The following is a 21322-nucleotide window of genomic DNA, read 5'->3' on the forward strand; positions in this document are numbered from 1 at the left end:
GCATTTAACAATAGAATATATTTATTTGTTGATAAATTAGCCTGAATTTACTAAGAACTGTTATTATCAATAAACTAAACTGAATACTTATTCAGTTTACGGACTAAAAAATTAAAATTTAAACTGTAGCTAGATAGCTATTTATATAATAATTTATCGATTTATCCAACGCATGTATTGATCTTGATTAAGTTTTAATTACTATGTAGTTATAAGCTAAAACCTAAGTAATTTTACATTTTAAAAAATTATGTATTAACTTATCCATGAAACTTATCACAGATACGCAAACATTATCAGCAGTTTGCGAAAGAATTGCAAAAGAGCCTTATGTTGCAATAGATACTGAATTCTTGAGAGATAAGACCTATTATTCTAAACTTTGCTTAGTGCAACTTGCCGGTGAGCATGATGTAGTTGCGATTGATACCCTAGCGCCTGATATAAATCCGATGCCGCTTTTTGATCTAATGGCTAACCATAATGTGCTTAAGGTTTTTCACGCAGCCCGCCAAGATACTGAGATATTTGTGCACCTGACTAGTCAGGTCCCGGTACCAATCTTTGACACTCAGATTGCTGGAATGGTGTGTGGATTTGGTAACGCTGTGAGTTACGACCGCATGGTACGTGCAATAACTGGAGTAACCATAGATAAGTCCTATCGCTTCACTGACTGGAGTCGCCGACCACTGTCGAAGCAACAAATCGATTATGCGCTAGACGATGTAATCCATCTCCGTCCTTGCTACGAATGTTTGTCAAACCGGTTAACCCAAACTGATCGCCTAAAATGGCTAGAAGAAGAAATGGCAATACTAACTGATATTTCGACTTACATTATAAAACCAGAAGAATACTGGAAAAGAATTAAAACCCATTCCAACAAACAAAACGTTCTCGTTGTACTACGTGCCTTAGCCGCATGGCGAGAACTGAAAGCTCAAAAAATAGACATTCCTCGAAATTATATCCTGAGAGACAATGCATTAGTGAGCATAGCTTCGCAATTACCAACTTCTAGCGCAGAATTGTCGTGCTCAAGATTTTTCAATCAAAAATTCGCCAATAGCATAATAATTAAGGAAATACTGGAAGTGATACAAACAGCGTTAAAATCACCAAAAAACACATGGCCTCAAGTAATTCACCATCAAGGTAAAACAAGAAAGCGTCAACCAATAGCTGAAATGTTACAAGTGCTATTAAAGTTACAGTGCAAAAAACACAATGTAGCCCCAAAGCTAGTGGCTAACGCTGACGATCTAGCTGCTATAGCCGCTGATGATACTGCGGAATTGCCTGCTATGAAAGGCTGGCGTCGAGAAATATTCGGTAAAGCAGCACTGGAAGTGAAGCAAGGTAAGCTCGCATTTGTGTTCGACACAACAAATGATCGACTCACACTCATCAAAGTTCCTAAATAAAAGTTGAAAATATCAAAATTCACTATTGCGAAGATGTAGATATAAAATACTTTAAGTACAATTCCCTTTACCTTAGATACTCTTATAGATAGCATGCAAGGTAATTAAAAAATATTAATTATCGATTATTATTAATCTATCAACTATTACAAATTTTGCTAATTAAAAGTTGATTGATTGTATAAAAGTATACCTTTTGTGTATACTATACTAATATTAAGGATAGAAGAATTAGATAACAATAAAACTAATATCGAATGCATAGCAGAATATTATTGATTAATTAGGCAATGAATGATGAACAGAAAATTTAACTAAAATACAATCCGCGGTTGGTATAATCACTGGGAAACATTTATTACAGTAATAAATAGCATACAGCAGATTAAAATAAATTAAACACCAATATGTGCTCATCGAGCAAATTAGCTTTTATTAATGAAGTTATAAAAAGAAGAGAAATCGCTTTTTTACCAAAATCAGTACAATATTGTGAATACCTTAAATAAAAAATCAATAATTATTGAAATTAAACGAAATTATTCTCTAAATAAAATATTACATGTATTTTATATCTACATTAATATTATTTAAATATCTATTGATTTATAAATGCATTTTATAAGTTTTATATATTATTATAACAAATAAATATTATATAATGTTAAGTAAAATATTATTATATTCTAATAAATTACTAGTGTTTGTAAACTAGTAATTACTAAGTTAATCTAATTTACATAGTAAAAATGAAAATACCATCTCTTAAAAAGTGTTTTTTTAGTTAGTTGATTACCTAAATGTTAAGTTAGTCAAGTTATATTAAGGAGTTTTGTTATTAAAAAAAATAAATATAACTAAATTCGATAGATGTTTGCTCAAAATCATTACGATCACAATGATTATATAATTAATCAAGCTAATCATTGTTTTTACCATTTTTGACAAAACTTAATTTGTTAGCATGATAATCTAGCGATTTGATGATTAACTATACGCTATAGGTCCTAGTCAAAATATAGCTTTTGACTAAAAGATATCAATCGATTAACAATTACTCAGCTAATTAGGATAATTTTCCACCTTTTAGTAAAATAAGTATTTTCAAACCACCGTATAGTAACTGTTATTCAACTAAGCTAGTTTAGTACAATATGCCAAAACCATATGGTTTATTATTCATAATCAACATATATAAAATCTTTATAATCATTATTCTTAGCTAATTATTAACTATATTATTCTTATAATTAATTATTACTATTATCGCAATTAAACATGCTTAAGTTTAAATGATTTATAGAAATAAAATAAACTTTATTGTCAGAATGATTTAAAAAAACTTCTAGTTTTCACTTATACAAGTAAATCTAGTCCGAAAAAAAATAGCCAATAATTTAACAATAGCATACTATTAATGAGTATATTTCTATAAAAATTAAGATTAATTTAGAGTCTAAATAAATGGACAATAAATTATTTTTCCTTGTTAATTTTCTCACAATCATTATTAAAAATAATTAAATACGCTTTGTAATTCAAAGTAAGAAACTATTTCGTGAAGCAGTCCATTTAGTATACCCTAAATTTAATTAATTGTTACATAACAATATTTCTACAAAAGATATCTACAGTTATTTTATTTAAATTAAGTTATTTTTCTTTTAAATATTTAGAAATTGCCAAAAATGCGTGACCTTCAAAGCAAAATGATTCATGCTATAATTAAATTAATATAACTATTACAATAATCATAGCTAATACAACAGTCTTATGAAAGATTAAAACGCGCAAATGCATAATTGTTACTTTAGTCAATAACTTAGTCGTATCGTCAAACCTGCATGCGCTTTTAGCCTGAACGTGCAAAATTATTGTGATATTACGAGTAACAAATAATCTGCTAAGATCAGAATGGAGAAAATTCTATATGTCGAGATTAAGAAGTTGATTACTTCGCCAAACGGAAGTAATACTCATAATGTATTCAAATATATAGTAGCTCATTCCATCAATAATTATCTTTATTAATTCAATCGGAACTAGTGTAGCAACATTCAACCTTTTTTTTACTCATCCATATACTAATTTAATTGCTGATAAATCACAGCATTGTCAAGAAGAATATTTATATTTTTTACCACAGCTATGAATAATAGCTCGCGACATTTTTAGTTACAGTAATTACTATATTAGTATTTAGATTTATTTACTCTATGAATATAATCTGTTAATTGATCTAAAATGACAATGACCAGGAAGATCAATCAACAAATAAAAACATGAGCTACATATAAGCCTCAGCACAGACTTGGGCTATATAGTATCTTGCTTACAAGATCAACAAAGCACTGCAGCCGATTCATATCTAAATTCCACTAAATTAAATATTTAGCAATATAAATTGTTAATTTTTATCACTAAATATTTATATCTCTTCGTATGGTCAACTTAGGCAAACGTTTGAATAAATGCTCTTCATTCTATTTATAGTTTAAAAACTAATCTAATTTTACTTTTCTAAAATCAATTTCCGCGCAGATAAAAGTAATGTTTAATTTTATTTTCGCTTTATAACATACGGAACAGTATATATTTTAGGCGTTTAAAACTACAATTAATAATAACAAAAGTAAACTTAGTATTTATCTTATTAAGATTACTAACTAACTTCGGTTATTAAATAAATAAACTATACTCTTAAACTTTGAAAGCTATCATAAATAGCCTCAGCAAGTAGCGTAAATACTTGATTAAATTAATTTTAACTTTAACGCATAAACAAATCTTCTAGCTTGAGGAGCTAGTATAATTGAATCGCTGATCAATTACTTTATTAAAAAAAAGTTTATGGCAATAATTTACGTCTTATAATTGAGATTAATTTTTTTTAATATTAAACTTTGCTCTTGTTGCACCTTGTTCTAAAGATAATAATCTAAATTAAGGTTTAATCTTGCGGAAGTTAAATATGCAAGGATACAATCAATAACTATTTATAATCAAAAATAATACTCAACCGATGATTTTATAGCTATAAGTAAATTTTTAAAAAGCTACTATAAATTTATTAGAATGATTTTTAACTTTGCTCTTATTTTTCAAATGTATTTTACTTATCATTTTGGCGTTAAAATTAAAAAATACCTACTCAGAAATATATTTTACTTAGTTAAGTCTAAGATTTAGATTAATCAATGAAGAGTTAATACAATAATTTTTATGCAAAAATGCATATTATGCTTTAAAATATATACTTAACTCTAAAATAACCCGCGTTATTTGATTCATTAAACATACGCAGCCGGCAAGGTAAATATTATCAGTTAAGTTCAAGGCATAGCGCTTCGTGGCGCCATATGATCCTCCTTTGTGTATACAAATAAAAAGATTAAAAAATATAATACTCTGCATTTAAACTAACGCATTGATCAATTTTTCCACAACAGCAGCAATATTCCATTGTTAGAAAATGGGAATAGTGACTAAACTGCATGAACACCTAAGGAACCTATAAATTTATAAATAAAATGGGACTATGATATACTTATCTCCCACAGAAATGATGCGTAAATTTTGTTGCTCCAGGGCAATTCTCAACTGTTTTACTGTACCACGGATCCGCAAATTAATAAGCGCATTTTTTTTGGTTAATTGAATCACATCATATTTAAGCAAAACAATAGTTTTATCTAGCACTTTACGAAGAGCAACCCACTGCTGTATGTTATCAATCGGCACTGTAGCTGTAATCTGTGATTCTAATTTACCTTGTATTAAATTGTCACTTTTCCAAGACTCTTCTATCATTGAAATCGCATGTTGGACTAGAGCATCATAATTATATTCACCCTCATCCACTAATATATTTTGCCTCATTGTGCTGCTAAAACCAAATGGTCCAATCCTACGAACAAATAAAGCGATAGACTTATTGCTTGGTTTAGCAACAACAACAACTGCATCACGAGCACCGTAACTTCGGGCAAAATTAGTCAAAACTTTCTGGTCACCAACTATAGCATTTTCAGTACTCAAACCATTAATATCAAAAATATTTCCACGTGGAACAATTATAGGAACCAATCCGGTCTCAATTAACGCTTTAACCCAAGCCTTACGAAAAAGATTACTTTCTTCCCAAAGTATTGGGCCATCATTACTATCTAACAATGGAATAACCAGCACAGGAAGGCTGCAAGTTTCCGCGAATGACAAATTGTTATATACTAAAAAATTACGCACCAATACTGGATCAAAAGTAAAGCTCAAACGTGCGACATATCGCATTGATGAGCTGTTTTCATTCGCAACCTCAAATCCGATAATTAAATTATCCAGTGTGCGATCTGATTGCTCTTCTAGAGTTTTAGTTAAATTTAGTGGTAATAACCGATTCATCAGACGTTCAAAAGCGATACGTCGACCATCAGCAACCGCCTTTACTTTAGCTGCTGATGGAGTTTCAGCAAATGCGTCAACTGAGATACTGCGAACAGTATAAAGCTCTTCCGCTAACGCCCAGTTAGTATAGTGAGTATATAGCGTAATTGCTAAGTACGTAAAAAAAGCTATAAGAAAAGATTTACAATTCAATATTCCTCCTCATTTGTCATTAAATTTAGAGATATTAGCCAATAGTAAAATTATTTACTTGTCGAATAATAGATTATTATTTAGATAATAATCTATTATGTCATTGTGCCTTAACTTAATAGGAGAAAACTATAGCTAAACTTAGAAAAAATTCCTCAGAAAACCAGGTAATCGACAAAGATAACACACATCATCTTACATACCATGGTGTTGGTGTGAATATAAACGCCGCTAACAAACTAGTAAACAAACTTAAACCACTTGCTAGCTCAACTTGCCGTCCAGGTGCTAACCCTTGTATTGGTGGATTTGGTGGGCTTTTTGACCCGAAAGCAGCTGGTTATTCCGATCCAATACTAGTAGCATGTACTGATGGCGTCGGTACTAAGCTACGTATAGCAATAAATTCCGGCATACATGACACCATTGGAATTGACCTCGTTGCAATGTGTGTCAACGATCTATTGGTTCATGGTGCCGAACCACTAGTATTCCTTGATTACTACGCAACAGGCAAATTGGATCTAGCAGTTTCGAAAGACATTATAGCTGGCATTGCCGATGGTTGTAAGCAAGCTGGATGCGGTTTGATCGGAGGAGAAACCGCTGAAATGCCGGGAATGTATCGCGAAGGCGATTATGAACTAGTAGGTTTTGCAGTTGGTGCTATCAATCGATCTCGGGTGCTAGAGAGCAGAAGAGTTAGAGCAGGTGATATTGTTCTTGGTCTCATGTCATCCGGCCTACATTCCAACGGCTATTCATTAGTGCGTCAAGTGATAGAGCGCACTGGGATTACCTGGCATGCACAAGCTCCATTCGAAGCTAATAAAACAATAGCTGAGGCATTGCTTGCACCAACAAAAATATATGTTAAAGCATGTCTTGCTGCTTTGGCAACTAACGCTGTGCAAGGTTTTGTACATATTACCGGTGGTGGATTGTTAGAAAACCCACCACGAGTTTTTAATGAAAATCTAGCTTTAAGATTGGATCTAACAAGTTGGATAACTCCCACAGTATTTACCTGGATTGCTAAGAAAGGTAACATTGATAAAAAAGAAATGTTACGTACTTTTAACTGTGGGCTCGGAATGCTAGTTTTAGTCCGTCCTAATGATGTAGAGACTGTTCAATCGATATTAAAGACACAGGGAGAAAACTCAGTACGAGTTGGATTTATTGAGCCACGCAAAGACAAAGCAGTGGTATTGTGTGGCCTCAGTTCTATATTCAGTTAACATGAATGTACGTAAACGTGTGGGTGTATTGATATCCGGAAACGGTAGCAACCTACAGGCGCTTATTAATGCTGCTTACGGGCATGATTATCCTGCGGAGATCGCTTTGGTAATCTCCAACAAATCAAATGCATTTGGACTTCAACGTGCTGCTAAGGCAGCAATTCCAACGTATATATTTGATAATAAAGCTTATTCTAACAGAATAAGCTTTGAGTATGACATAGACTTAGTTCTACGCAAGGCAGATTGCGATATCGTTTGTCTTGCTGGCTTTATGCAAATTTTTTCTCAAAAGTTTACTGAAAAATGGGAGGGGCGCATCTTAAACATTCACCCCTCCCTATTACCATGCTTCAAAGGATTACATCCACAACGTCAAGCACTAGAAGCCGGAGTAAAAATTACTGGATGCACAGTACATTTAGTTACTGCAGAAGTAGATGATGGCCCAATTATTCTACAAGCCGCTGTCCCAGTTAAAGATAAAGATAATGAGGCTAGTTTGTCAGCAAGAATTCTAGAAGAAGAACATCGAATTTACCAAAAGGGACTTGCAATCCTGGCTAACGTGCTACGATAGATAAAATGGAGGGCATGCTGCTATAGCCTAGCATCTGGCAATATGGAAAACTAAACTTCTTATTAAAAAGATAAAATATTTTAGTTATTTAATGAATAATATTAATTATTTTTATTTTCTACCTTAATAAAGCACACTGTGCATTTTTTAGCCAAAATATAATAAAAACATCCTCTGTTAAATTTTGTTTATATATTTTTAGCACAAAGAACTTCCCATTATATAAGAATAAGGTTAAACCTTACGTGGTAATTTGCAAACTTAGTCTGGATATTATCGAATTTATTACAGTCTAAATTTATTACGCTTAAATAACAGTAGTTGTTTTCGCAAGATAAAATTAATATACGTTAATAAATTCAACATATCACAGCATCCAGAAGTGGCATGTTAATATTGTTCTAGTCTTAAACAAACATTAAACATGTTGTATAATTGTTAAAAATTATGATAATTTATCTATCTTATAGAAATTGACGCTCGACCCGCAGCAATTAACTCTAGCCAACTTATTTAAGAAATCGGTTTATTTTTTCTAGATTAAGAAAATACATTGAATGTATTTAATTGCTAATAGCTTATTAAAGCAGAAAAATATAATTATAAACAAGCCAATTGAAGTTATTTGCAGTTGTTACTTGGCAAATATATATCTTGACGTTATCTTCCCTACATGCGAGATTATAATATCTCCTTCCCATACCATCTTGATGTCATGCACCGCTATCGCACACATACTTGTCGTAATATTCTTGAAACTAAAATTGGTGAAACTGTCAGACTAGCTGGCTGGATTCATCGTCGTCGTGATCATGGACAACTGCTGTTTATTGATCTCCGCGACCATTACGGTATCGTTCAATGTGTAACTGACGTTAAAGAATTATCATTTCAGCAAGTCGAAAAAATTAGATTAGAAAGTGTAGTTTGCATTACTGGACGTGTGTTTAAGCGTAGTAAAAAGACAATTAATCCAGGTTTACTTACAGGTAAAATAGAAATTCGTATTAATGATTTGGAAGTGCTATCTGCGGCAGAACAAGTACCATTGCAGGTTAATTCTGAAGAAGATGCTGGCGAGGAAACTAGACTACGCTATCGCTATCTTGATCTGCGTCGAAAACGAATGCACGATAATATCGTTTTACGTTCTAACGTAATTTCCTCCATTCGTCGTCGTATGAATGCACAAGGTTTTATAGAGTTCCAAACACCGATTCTGACCGCTTCATCACCAGAGGGTGCACGTGATTTTCTAGTACCTTCTCGTTCACATCTAGGTAAGTTCTACGCGCTGCCTCAAGCTCCTCAACAGTTCAAGCAACTTATTATGGTTTCTGGATTTGACCGATACTTTCAGATCGCTCCCTGTTTCCGTGACGAAGATAGTCGTGCTGATCGTTCCCCAGGGGAGTTTTATCAGCTTGACTTAGAAATGAGCTTCGTGGAACAAGAAGATATATTTTCCGCTGTCGAACCGATTTTATCAGGCGTGTTTAAAGAATTTTCCGATTGGAGTATATCAAATACCTTCCCAAGAATTGCTTACCGAGAAGCTATGCTCAAATATGGATCTGACAAACCTGACCTGCGTATCCCCATAGAGATCGCTGATGTCAGCCATATATTTCAAGCTTCCGCTTTTGCCAGATTCTCAAAAATTGTACAAAGTGGGGGTGTGGTTCGTGCAATTCCAGGACCTGAGTGTGGTAGTAGAGCATTTTGTGATCGCATTAATTCTTGGGCTAAAGCTCAAGGCATGATAGGTCTTGGCTACGTTATTTTCAACGCAGGCAAAGCTAGTGGGCCAATCGCTAATTATCTAACAACCGATGAAATTAGACAACTACAATTAATTACCGGTACGAAAGACGGAGACGCCATATTCTTTGCCGCAGGAGAAGAGTTAGAAACCGCTAAGATCTCTGGCCAAGCTCGTCTAAAGCTAGGAGCTGATCTTAATATCATAGATGTGAAAGTATTTAAGATGTGTTGGATTGTTGACTTTCCAATGTACAAAGTCAACGAACTTACGGACAGTATTGATTTTTTACATAATCCTTTTTCTATGCCACAAGGCGGTTTAAAATCGCTGGAAAATATGGATCCTTTAGAGATACTAGCCTTTCAATACGATTTAGTATGTAATGGTGTCGAGCTATCTTCTGGTGCTATTCGCAATCACCGCCCAGAAATCATGTACAAAGCGTTTGAGATTGCTGGATATAGCCAAGAGTTTGTGAATGATAAGTTCGCGGGTATCGTTAATGCTTTTAAATTTGGCGCTCCACCACACGGCGGTATTGCTCCTGGCATTGACCGTATAGTTATGATGTTGGCTCATGAAAATAATCTGCGTGAAGTCATCTTATTTCCGATGAATCAGCAAGCTGAAGATTTGATTATGAACGCGCCAAACAAAGTGTATACAGAACAGCTTAATGAACTACATATAAAAATTGTACCGCCAACCAGGCTGCTAAATGACTCTCTTATAAAAGAAAAGGCCAATCATTAAATATTTTTAGCATTTATGATTTAAGATAAACTGGCTAAGGCTATTCATCTTATGCGTACTCTAAGTATTATTTTACTCGAATAAATAAACTTTTTACAATTACTGATATGCTAAAGGCATTATAAGCTAAGTTAATATTTATTATGATACAAGGAAATTTATAATTTTTTATACTAAACCCGATTGCAGGGCAATTTAGCAATTATAAGACAAAATAATCAGCTGAGCTGTTGAGTAGCTTAAGAAGAAAATAACTCCATTAAGTAGTATTTGCTAAAACAATTAGCATCTTAATTGTTGCGTAACTTGTTTTCTCGAAACAGTTATCACTAACAAAAATATCTAAACCAACAAATAAACATAATTACAGCGTATTAAATAACTCAAGACACTTTTTAACTGATATATATTGATGTTTCTATATTGACTAGAAGCAATCTAGTACATAGTTTTCAGGAGTTTTTTTGTTATCTTTTAAAAAAAATCTAATGTCTGTTAATCTAAAATCTCATTTTGCTCTAAACGCTAACGCCTGGCCATATGCTGAAGCGCGCAAAATAATTAAGCGTTATAACAATAAGCCACCAAAAAAAGGCTACGTGCTGTTGTCAACTGGCTACGGCCCGTCTGGATTACCACATATCGGCACTTATGGTGAGGTTACTCGCACTAACATGGTACGTCAAGCTTTTGAGATGATGAGTGATATACCAACTAAACTTATCAGTTTTGCAGACGACATGGATGGAATGCGTAAGGTACCAACTAATATCCCAAATCAACAGATGTTAGCTGAGCACTTGAATAAACCACTCACAAAAGTCCCTGATCCGTTTGGCACACACGAAAGCTTTGGACATCACAACAACTCTCTTCTAAGAAAGTTTTTAGATAAATTTGGATTCAATTACGAGTTTTACTCAGCGACTGAGTGCTATACTTCAGGTATGTTTAACGATGCATTATTACAAATATTGTTCAAATACGACGAAGTCATGAATGTTATACTTCCTACACTAGGCAACGAAAGAAGAGCAACTTATTCGCCATTTTTGCCGATTTGTTCGCGTACTGGTCATGTTCTTCAAGTGCCTATTATCGATAGGAATGTGAATTCTGGAACAATATCTTATCACGATCCTTGCACACATAAGCGAATTACTATTCCAGTTACCGACGGTAACTGTAAGCTGCAATGGAAATGTGACTGGGCTATGCGTTGGTGTGCTCTAGGAGTAGATTATGAAATGTTTGGCAAGGACTTAATCGAGTCAGTAAAGCTATCTTCACAAATCGTCAAAATCCTCGGTTATCCTGCACCAGCTGGCTTCAATTACGAGCTGTTTCTAGATGCTAATGGCCAAAAAATTTCCAAATCAAAAGGCAACGGCTTATCTGTAGAACAGTGGATAAAATATGGTCCATCAGAAAGCCTTGCACTATTTATGTATAAACACCCTCAACGAGCTAAACGAATACATTTTCAGGTAATTCCAAGGGCTATTGATGAATATCTTACTTTTTTATCTAAGTTTTCAGAGGAAAGCCCCGAAAAGCGCATTGAGAATCCAGTATGGCACATTCATAACGGTACACCTCCTAATCCAGAATGCTCTGGCCTATCTTTTTCACTGCTAATAAATCTAGCAGCTGCTTGCCAAACCGATGACAAAAAGGTGATGTGGATCTATGTTAGTCGATACTTTCCAAAAACAACTCCAGAGTCAAACCCATTGCTAGATAGAATGTTGACTTATGTCATAAGATATTATCAAGATTTTGTGCGTCCATATAACAAATATCGTACTCCTAGTAAATTAGAGCGTGCAGCACTAAAAGATCTGAAAGTTGTGCTAAAAGGCCTTAACCAAGACGCTTCTGCAGATTATCTACAAATCAAAGTATACGAAATTGGAAAAAGACATAAATTTAATAATTTACGCGAATGGTTTAAAGCTCTATATGAAATTCTACTTGGTCAGTCCGACGGACCTCGTTTAGGCTCATTTATTTTGCTTTATGGAGTAAAAGAAACAATTAGTTTGCTAGATAAAGCTTTGACTAGGGAGTCAATCACACCATAAAATCATTTAATTGATACGGCATTTTAGCTGAAGCACTATAATCTCAAGCTAGAATGCAACAAGTCATATTATTACTTTAACTAAAATCAAAATTGCAATAAGACAAATTCTAAATATCCCCGGGAATTAATCATTCGTATTATAATCTTGTTTACAATATGTTTTAGTTATCCAAACGCTGTATATAAATTAGCAAGTTTTAAAGCTATACTTGTAATAAATCCTTGCTAGTGCAAGCCTGCTTAGTAGCAAAATCTATAAATTTATGATTTTGCTAGCGATTAAATTTGTTACTTTAATGCTGCACACGATATGCAAAAGTTTTTGGATAATTTAATACTCATTATAAATCGAAATACGAGCTATTATTAAGAATAACTCTTCTACCAAAAGCTCATATCTATGCATATTATCCGGATTTAAAATCATGCATTACTATATGTATATAAATAGCAAGCATAATTTAATATTACAATCACCATCTATAATCTATTGTACATGTAACTTTTTGCATCAGAATTAACTGCTTCTATACTCAATAAGGTACGCCACGACTATAATTTTTTGAGTGATTTTATAGTTAGTCTAATAAGCTTTTCGCAATTTTATTGGTTAATTTTATTTATTTTTACCATTTGCAATGTATAGTACTTTTTTTAGAGATTAATTGACAAGCAATAGTCTGCTAGCGCTTGATGTTATTTTTATGCAACGATGGATAGAACAGTTGTTTTTCATTTAAATTATCCAAATGTATCTTGTAGTTAATCATAAAATGTATAGTTTTTCAAATATATAGTACTAATGACTTACTGCTTGATCCCTTAAAGTAGGCAATCAATCTTGATTGAGAAGTTTGTTAGTTGTAGATATATCCAATAAATTTATATAGTTAGACACCAACAATATCTATATGTTCTACTGGAATAGCTAATAAATTTAAATTATAAAGATGGATAATTATTGCCTATATTTAATTTGATAAAAACTTATTTATCAACGCCTAATGACTATTAGTTCTATAAGGAGTATAATTTACTTATTTGTTATCTAAGCTATTATCATTTGCTCTCCTATTAGATGAGCCAGATTATCCAGACTATTTCGATTACTTTTGACTTCAAATTATTTCCATGATTTACAAGAATGGCTTGGTTCTGATTGTTTTTTTTTGCACGGATGATTTTTTTAGATAAACAAAGGAATGCAACTCTCAAACCACCTAAATTTCATAACTTTCTTCCAGAAATCAAATAGTCTTATTATTTTTTACATTATAGCTATATTTATTAGCATTGTCCTTTATGAGAACACTAATATCAATAAAATTGATATTAGTGTTCTTTTTTGAAGAGATGCTGCGTTACCCTATTCCAGTAGGTTAGTTTAATAGAATTGTGATACAATGTAAACTATCTTATAGTAAAAGTAGTTTACTACTTAATTAATTAATAAAAATGACTATACTATTCTTTTTTTCTTTTACACTCTTTGCATGTTTTCTGAAACGTTATCTACTTCGCACTCGGGATGAAATACTGCTTAATACTAAATCTTGGATTTTAATATTTAGCACTTTTATTATTTTATCTATTATTTCGTCTAAGTAAGCTAAATATAACAATATAGCTAATAAAATATAATAATAATCTATATTATGCTCAGTAATGCATTGTTAATAACTTTATATTTAAAATATATTCATTATTTGATTACAAATTATCTTTTTAAGATAAAGATTAAAATTATTGTGTTAATAACCATTGCATGATTTTTTCACATATTTGTTCAAGTTTGGTTGTTGTACACTGTCCTTCACATTTAATGTCATATTGAAATTTGTTAGAAAACCAAGTGCGCTGCCGTTTTATGTATTGCTGGGTAGCAGTCACTGCTGACTCTATAGCCGCAGGTAATTTAGTTTTTGCTTCAATGTAATTTATTAGCTGTGGAACTCCAATAGCTCGCATAGCCGGTAAAGAGCTGTTGATATTAAGTTCAGCTAAACATTTTACTTCATCTACAGCACCTTTTTCAATCATTTTTTGATATCGAATTTTGACAGATTGAAACAAAACATGACGAGAGGGGAAAAGAAGCACTCGGCAAAAAACCAAATCTTTTCGCAACTTAATTGCTGGTTGTGCTTGCCAGTAAGATAAGGGCTTACCTGTTGAAATTGCAACTGCCCACGCTCGTTGCAATCGTTGTGAGTCTCCTGATCTTACTCTCGGTCCCAATACGGGATCGAGAGTAAGAAGCTCATCTTTAAAGCGCTCACATCCTATTTTTTGATAACGAGCGGCTGCTTCTTCAAACACTGTATTTTCTACTGGAGGCACTCTGGCAATTCCATGAATTAGTGTATTGATATACATTCCAGTGCCTCCACAGAGTATTGGCATTTGTCCAGTGCCTAACACCGCATCAATTTCACTAACTGCTGCATCTCGCCACCAGCCTGCTGAACCGCGCTCAGTGGCTGATAACACTCCAAAAAGCCGATGAGGTACTTTGCTTTCTTCTCGGGGCGACGGTCGATTAGTTATAATGCGTAATTCCCGATATACTTGCGAACTATCAGCATTAATTACTACGCCGTTAAGTAGTTGCGCTAGCTTTATTGATAAAGCTGTTTTACCGCTAGCTGTAGGGCCAGTTATGATAAGTACGAAATTTTTGCTTGAAGGCATGATAAAGCTAGACATATTATTTTTTATGTTATAATTTTAACCTATGCAATGGTTTATAACGCTGTGCTCAGCGCCAGGCGGACTAGATTCTGATTTTGTAGTATCGGCGAAACAGTTATTAATTGAAGCCGGTGCACAAGTCGGTGATGTTTTGTGGTTGGCTCCACAAGAAGCCGCAGAAATTCATTTCAATTCGGAACGGCCAATAGATCTCTTAGATTGCCTACGTCTTAATCTAGCAGAAGTTCCAGTTGATGTTAATTGTGGATTACTAGCGCGACGGCGTAAACAGTTACTGATAGCTGATATGGATAGTACCATTCTCATTGGCGAGTCACTAGACGAATTGGCTAAATATTCAGATTTTGCTGAGGAAATTGCTACAATCACTTCCTCTGCTATGTGTGGTGAATTATGTTTTGAACTCGCTTTAAAGAAGCGAGTTAGTATGTTAAAAGGCATGTCGGCAGTAAATATAACTAAAGTTTTAGAAAATATTCAACTTACTCCTGGAGCAACAGAGTTGGTGACAACAATGAAAATGACCGGCGCTTATTGTGTATTAGTTTCCGGAAGCTTTAAGTCTATCACCAACGTGATTCGCCAAAGAGTTGGCTTCGATGATGATTATTCCAATGTATTGCATGTAAACAATGGTGTTATTGTCGGCACAGTTAGTGAGCCAATCCTTGGGCGTAATGCCAAACTTAAGATTATGAAAGAACTATGCGTTGTACGTGGGTTGCTTATGGATGATACTTTAGCGGTGGGTGATGGCAGCAACGATTTAGCGATGTTGAAGGCTGCAGGGATGGGTGTAGCCTTTCGTGCTAAGCAATTTTTGTCTTCTAAGGCAAGATTTGTTATCAACCATGCAGACTTGCGTGGTTTGCTGTATTTACAAGGATTTAAGCGTTCAGATTTTATTAATTCGCCCACTGTATAGAATAGTTGCGTACTATTAATTATTATTTTGTTTATTTGCTCGCTCTCTAAAAGAGCCTACTTATGTCCTATAGCTCGTAATATTTTATTAAAACCAAAATTTTGTTATCAACTTAATGGTACTAAAAACATCTCGTATCCTTTGTGTCATTGATTAATTTATAGTAGCCTAAGCTTATTATTTTAATGCTATTAATTATAATTTAATCATTAATTATAACACACTAATATAATTAGCAAACAAAATATTTAACATTTTCAACAATTAATTTTTAAATTAAAGTTAAGGCAAAATAAGCATATTTCATCAAAGTGATGATTATCTTTATTTATGCTAAAATTTACTACAGCATTAGCTTGTGCTAAAATAGTAGATATCATGATAACATCACCTGATAATTATGTATTTTAATTATCACGCTAGTTTACTTTATCTGAGCGATTCTACATCTAAGTAGTTATTCATTTCTCTACTAGCTTTATTCAAAAGCAATGCCAATTCGGCATGTATTTTCCACTATAAAATATTTTATATAATAATAATCGCTGCCTTAGTTATATTTAGTGGGATTGCTATTATTATTAATATAACAACATAATAGCCAAAGAGGATAGTTTCCTTAAGATACGATTATCGTTATTTGGATTGATGTAGAAAATTGATGTTAAATAAATATCAACTTAGATCAAACTATTGTATTAATAAAAATCAATTAATATATTGTTGACATATTTATTATTATGCTTTTTAATAGTTGTAAATAGATTTTTTATCTAGCATAGTATTTATTGTATTATTTTAAGTATTAGATAAGTTTTATCGTAACAATGGTTTACTCTCAACAAGTAGCTGTTTATTAATTACTAAGCTGATTTATGTCTATTAAATATATAACTAAAATAGCCTCTTCTAAGAATCCTCATCCGTATCAAACTGATGTCGCTATTATTGGCGCTGGACCTTGTGGTCTATTCGCTGTATTCGTACTTGGATTGTTAGATATAAAATGTCATCTAGTTGATATTCTCAATCGTCCAGGAGGGCAATGCTCCGAGCTGTACCCTGATAAGCCTATTTATGATATTCCAGCTGTTCCCGTTTGTACAGGAAGACAATTAATCGAACAATTGATGCAGCAGATTACTCCGTTTAATCCCGTATTTCATCTTGAGCAGAGGGTCGAAAAATTAAATAAACTAGAAAACGGTAATTGGCGATTAACTACTGATAAAGGTGTGATACTTGATAGTAAGGTAATAGTTATCGCTGCTGGCGGCGGTTCATTCGTCCCTAAAAAGCCGTCAATACCAGGAATTGGTGTTTATGAAGGCATTAGCGTTTTTTACTCTGTAAGCACAATTGAACAGTTTCGAGATAAGGATTTAGTCATAGCTGGTGGGGGCGATAGTGCAGTTGATTGGACAATTAACTTACAGCCAATAGCTAAGTCAGTTGCTCTAGTTCATCGACGTGAAGAATTTAGCGCAGTTCCAGATAGTGTAAATAAGATGCGTACTTTGGTCAATGATAAAAAGATAGCTCTTGAATGTGCTCAGATTGCTTGCATAGAGGGTAGTAATGGTCAACTTACTAAAGTGAAGTTGAAAGACAAAATGCGTGGAGAATGGTCAATAAATTGTGATATGTTTTTAGCGTTTTATGGATTAACTATGAAGCTTGGACCTGTAGCTAATTTTGGGTTAAATTTAGAACGCAACTTGATATTAGTAGATACTGAAAAGTTTGAGACATCAATACCTGGCATTTTTGCTATTGGCGATATTAATACTTATCCTGGAAAACTGAAGCTAATTCTTTCCGGTTTTCATGAGGCCGCATTGATGAGTCGAGCTGCTGCACATATTATCTATCCTGATAAAAAGATCCGCTTTCAGTATACGACTTCTTCTACTGAACTCCATACTAAGCTTGGTGTAACATGATTTTTAAGCTTTATTTTTTGCAGATAAAAAATTCATAAATGTGCTTAATTGTACATTATTGCGTATTAATACGCCATAATGTGGGCTAATTAAATTTCATATTGTTACATTTTTGTACATTTTTAAGTTTTTATCAAAAAAAAAATAGTTACTGATTTAACTTTTATAAAAACGCGTTAGTAATTGGCTTAGTTAATTTATTTTAGGCCATCAGATTATACTAATAATAATTCCACTCATAGAAATTTTTACTCAAAATAATTTCATTATCAATCCGATGTAATCTAGCAAAAACAACTGCACAATTGGTTTATTATTCTTAATAAGAATTTTTCTTATTTAAGCGTATCTTTGATCACAGCAATGATATTGGTAATGTTTTTTTGATGTTAGCAATTTAATCGGCCTATTCCACTAATAGATATAGTTTTGGTTATCTTTAATTAATAAAGAGGTGTATTTATCAAATACTATACTAATTTATGTTTTTAACTTTAATAAAAATTATTATTTATATTGTTATTACATAAAAATACACGTACGGATTAATGGTTATATCTTTTTCTAACTGTCTATAATCAGAAAGATGATTATAGACAAAAATTGCAAAAGTAATTTGATTTTGTATTAAACTACATTAACTATAGTATTAGTTATCATTAATTAAGAATAACTAGACAATTTAATACAAATAAAATATTTGTTATGTTTTTACTAATGCACGAAAATTAATGACTATAAGCGTTAATATTATACTTTATGTTTTACGATTAAAAAATTGATAATTATTGTAATTAAGTTCATTTTCTTGATGATATATTAAAATAGTATACGGTTGTAATTTTTGTTCAATACCAAAAGATATGCTAGTTTCCATAATGTTTTACTTAAAAGCTAATATATTACCTTTACTATAATATAATTATATTTGTATTGTTATATCTTAATTAAGAGTATGTAATTTTAGAACGATTGGAATTTATATTCTACTTATTTAACAATGAAGCATAAAATAATAATGAAAATACTATTTTATGTTATTTCGTATAGTGTAATACTTTACCCACAGATATCTACAACATAGATGCATTAACTCTTTTCTAAGAGTGACGATTATGTACCACCTTTACTCCTACGCTCTCAATATCTTGAGAGACATCTAATTTGGAAGCTGTGACCTTAGCCCTTTTCGCCCGTACATCAGTCAAGCATATCTTAGCTACTCGATTAGCTAAAGTTTCTACTAGCCTTATGTGCCCGTAGTCAGCAAGTGCGCGAACTGAATTCACAATGTTTTCGTAGCAGTAAACTCTTGTATAATCATCGTCAAAACCACCTTTAGGTTTGCTTACATCAATAGCGATATCCAGACGTACACGCTGGCGTATTCCTTGTTCATGGTTATGAATACCGATCTGAAAATCAACTACTAAGCCGCTTATCTGTACTGTGTAGAAAGATTCAATTGTATCATTTTGTTCCGCAAAATGCGTTTTTTCAGTCATAAAGATTATTATCCTTCAAACGAAATCATCTTTATCCCAGCTAGTTTTATACTAAAAATACGCGATCGTGGATAATCTTAATTATTGTTTTTTTGTTGTTAAACCTATCAATGCTAGCTTTATCTAAGCATTTTCTGTATTGTTTCATGTGGGATGAGCAAGATAGATTGGGTGTATATCATATTGGACTGTAAATTACTCTAACTGGATGATTTATGCGATAATTGATTATCACATTATGCTTTACATGGATAATTCCGCGCTAAGTCGTTTATTCATTGATTTTTTAATTAAAATAAACTACACTCTGGCAAGTTTATATCTGCAGAATACGCATTCATGTTATATACTTAAATTACATCAATCTGATATATAAGAGTTGGAGGTAATATTTGCATTATTAATGTTTTATATCTCTAATTTGGTAATCTGTATACGTATGTGAACTCGTCACATTATATATAAAATTGTTTAAGTTAATAGTTAATTATAACTCCTCTATTATTCTTCTAGGTATCATAAAGATTTTTTTAAATAGTCAAAGCGGTATTTTTAAATTTATAGCTAGGAAATGTTGGAATATCGATTAATTTTGTTATTTTGTCAATTTAACCGTAAGCATAATAGAACGTATCTTAGTGATAAACTAATCGCAGGCGAGTTATTATAATTAATGCAATACATTAATTATAATAACTCGTAAAAATCAAGTAAGAAAAGCAGAAGACATTCGAAGCCATCGGATTATTCTCCTCCTTATGAGATTTTAATTCTCAAGTGGTTTAAAAAATAATGAAAATTATTTTTATCATGTGATTTTGTCTAGCAAATAGCAGATGTCTTAGGGTGAATTTAACAAATTCTTCTCTTTTTGATATATGATCGTTATTAGGTGATATATTAAAAATCCGTAGCTTATTATTATACAATCAATTAGTGTTACTATTATTGCTTTAATCGTTTGTTTTGTTTAGAGTTAGTAAATTTAAATGATATTTTGATAAAAATAGTGGTTCTTATCGAAAGATAAGACTTTATTCATAAGCTATTTTATAGAATTTTTGATAAAAATGTTTTTTATATTTATTCTAACATTATTTAGACTTTTGCTAAAAGCTACAATTTTTAATTGGGCAGTTTTGCGTTTGATTGGCGCTAACAGAAATAATTATTGGATATTGAATAGATTTTGTATTAAAACTAGTTAAATAATAACTCATATCTTGCGATTATAACTATAACTATGTGATTGCAAGTAATCTTGCGCTTAGCTAGTTATACATATTTAACACCAATCCTGTCTTAGCATTACGTTTTACATAACTGTTATGTAAGTTTTGTTCTTTATTAAAAATTTTTTTAAATTACTTGTTATGACAGAGATAATCAGCATTGTTCTTGCTGCAATTATTGATTATTCGTAATAATTTTTTATTTTGTGAGATAAAAGTAAGAGATAGTGTATGCCATTTTAAGCATAAAAGCTTTGGCAGAACTGCTGTTCAATTTAAAGCTATAATAAAAATATTTTTATTATAAAAATGTATTTTGTTTTCCATTTTTTTACCATCAAAAATTGAAGATAACGCCTGTTTTAAAATCTTGATTCAAGTATAACTTAATTTTAATAAAATCATATTCTTCTTTATTCTTGATTAGATAGATTTAATTATACATTGATTACTTATTTTTATATAGATTTAGTAAGTGTATTTCATCTACATACAACTAAATGCATCAATTGTACTAAGGCATTTACGCTAATACCTCCTGAATAATACTAATT

At 32.2% G+C, this 21322-nt stretch carries 10 protein-coding genes; 7 read left to right on the plus strand and 3 right to left on the minus strand.

Annotation, left to right across the window (positions count from 1 at the left end):
* The first annotated feature begins 266 nt into the window (after positions 1-266).
* Entirely contained in the window at positions 267-1427 is a 1161-nt protein-coding gene (gene rnd, locus A1OE_RS03420) for a ribonuclease D (protein WP_015088954.1), read from the plus strand.
* Between the two features lie 3519 nt (positions 1428-4946).
* Here rnd and A1OE_RS03425 read toward each other — a convergent pair.
* Positions 4947-6023, minus strand: a complete 1077-nt coding sequence (locus A1OE_RS03425) for a DUF2066 domain-containing protein (protein ID WP_015088961.1) — start codon at positions 6021-6023, stop codon at positions 4947-4949.
* A 170-nt stretch (positions 6024-6193) separates the two neighbouring features.
* Between A1OE_RS03425 and purM the strand changes: the two genes are divergently transcribed.
* The 4 genes from purM to A1OE_RS03445 all read left to right on the plus strand — a co-directional run bounded on the left by purM (position 6194) and on the right by A1OE_RS03445 (position 12449).
* On the plus strand, positions 6194-7264 hold the full coding sequence (gene purM / locus A1OE_RS03430) for a phosphoribosylformylglycinamidine cyclo-ligase (protein WP_044283289.1): 1071 nt from the start codon (positions 6194-6196) through the stop codon (positions 7262-7264).
* Complete coding sequence (gene purN / locus A1OE_RS03435; RefSeq protein WP_015088963.1) at positions 7239-7847, plus strand: phosphoribosylglycinamide formyltransferase; 609 nt, start codon at positions 7239-7241, stop codon at positions 7845-7847. The genes purM and purN overlap by 26 nt, the downstream gene beginning before the upstream one ends.
* A gap of 715 nt (positions 7848-8562) precedes the next feature.
* Positions 8563-10365, plus strand: a complete 1803-nt coding sequence (gene aspS / locus A1OE_RS03440; RefSeq protein WP_015088964.1) for an aspartate--tRNA ligase — start codon at positions 8563-8565, stop codon at positions 10363-10365.
* Between the two features lie 488 nt (positions 10366-10853).
* On the plus strand, positions 10854-12449 hold the full coding sequence (locus A1OE_RS03445; RefSeq protein ID WP_015088966.1) for a lysine--tRNA ligase: 1596 nt from the start codon (positions 10854-10856) through the stop codon (positions 12447-12449).
* A 1745-nt stretch (positions 12450-14194) separates the two neighbouring features.
* Here A1OE_RS03445 and miaA read toward each other — a convergent pair.
* Positions 14195-15142, minus strand: a complete 948-nt coding sequence (miaA, locus tag A1OE_RS03450) for a tRNA (adenosine(37)-N6)-dimethylallyltransferase MiaA (RefSeq protein ID WP_237737651.1) — start codon at positions 15140-15142, stop codon at positions 14195-14197.
* 43 nt (positions 15143-15185) lie between these two features.
* On the opposite strand from miaA, the gene serB reads away from it, so the two are divergent.
* Positions 15186-16088, plus strand: a complete 903-nt coding sequence (serB, locus tag A1OE_RS03455; protein WP_015088970.1) for a phosphoserine phosphatase SerB — start codon at positions 15186-15188, stop codon at positions 16086-16088.
* 875 nt (positions 16089-16963) lie between these two features.
* On the plus strand, positions 16964-18031 hold the full coding sequence (locus A1OE_RS03460; protein WP_015088973.1) for an NAD(P)/FAD-dependent oxidoreductase: 1068 nt from the start codon (positions 16964-16966) through the stop codon (positions 18029-18031).
* Between the two features lie 1100 nt (positions 18032-19131).
* On the opposite strand, the gene A1OE_RS03465 is transcribed toward A1OE_RS03460, so the two are convergent.
* Positions 19132-19536: a dihydroneopterin aldolase gene (locus A1OE_RS03465; protein WP_015088976.1), complete on the minus strand. Its 405-nt coding sequence runs from the start codon at positions 19534-19536 to the stop codon at positions 19132-19134.
* Positions 19537-21322: the final 1786 nt, after the last annotated feature.

Origin of the sequence: Candidatus Endolissoclinum faulkneri L2 (assembly GCF_000319385.1) — a bacterium.
GTDB classification, from domain to species: domain Bacteria; phylum Pseudomonadota; class Alphaproteobacteria; order Thalassobaculales; family Thalassobaculaceae; genus Thalassobaculum; species Thalassobaculum faulkneri.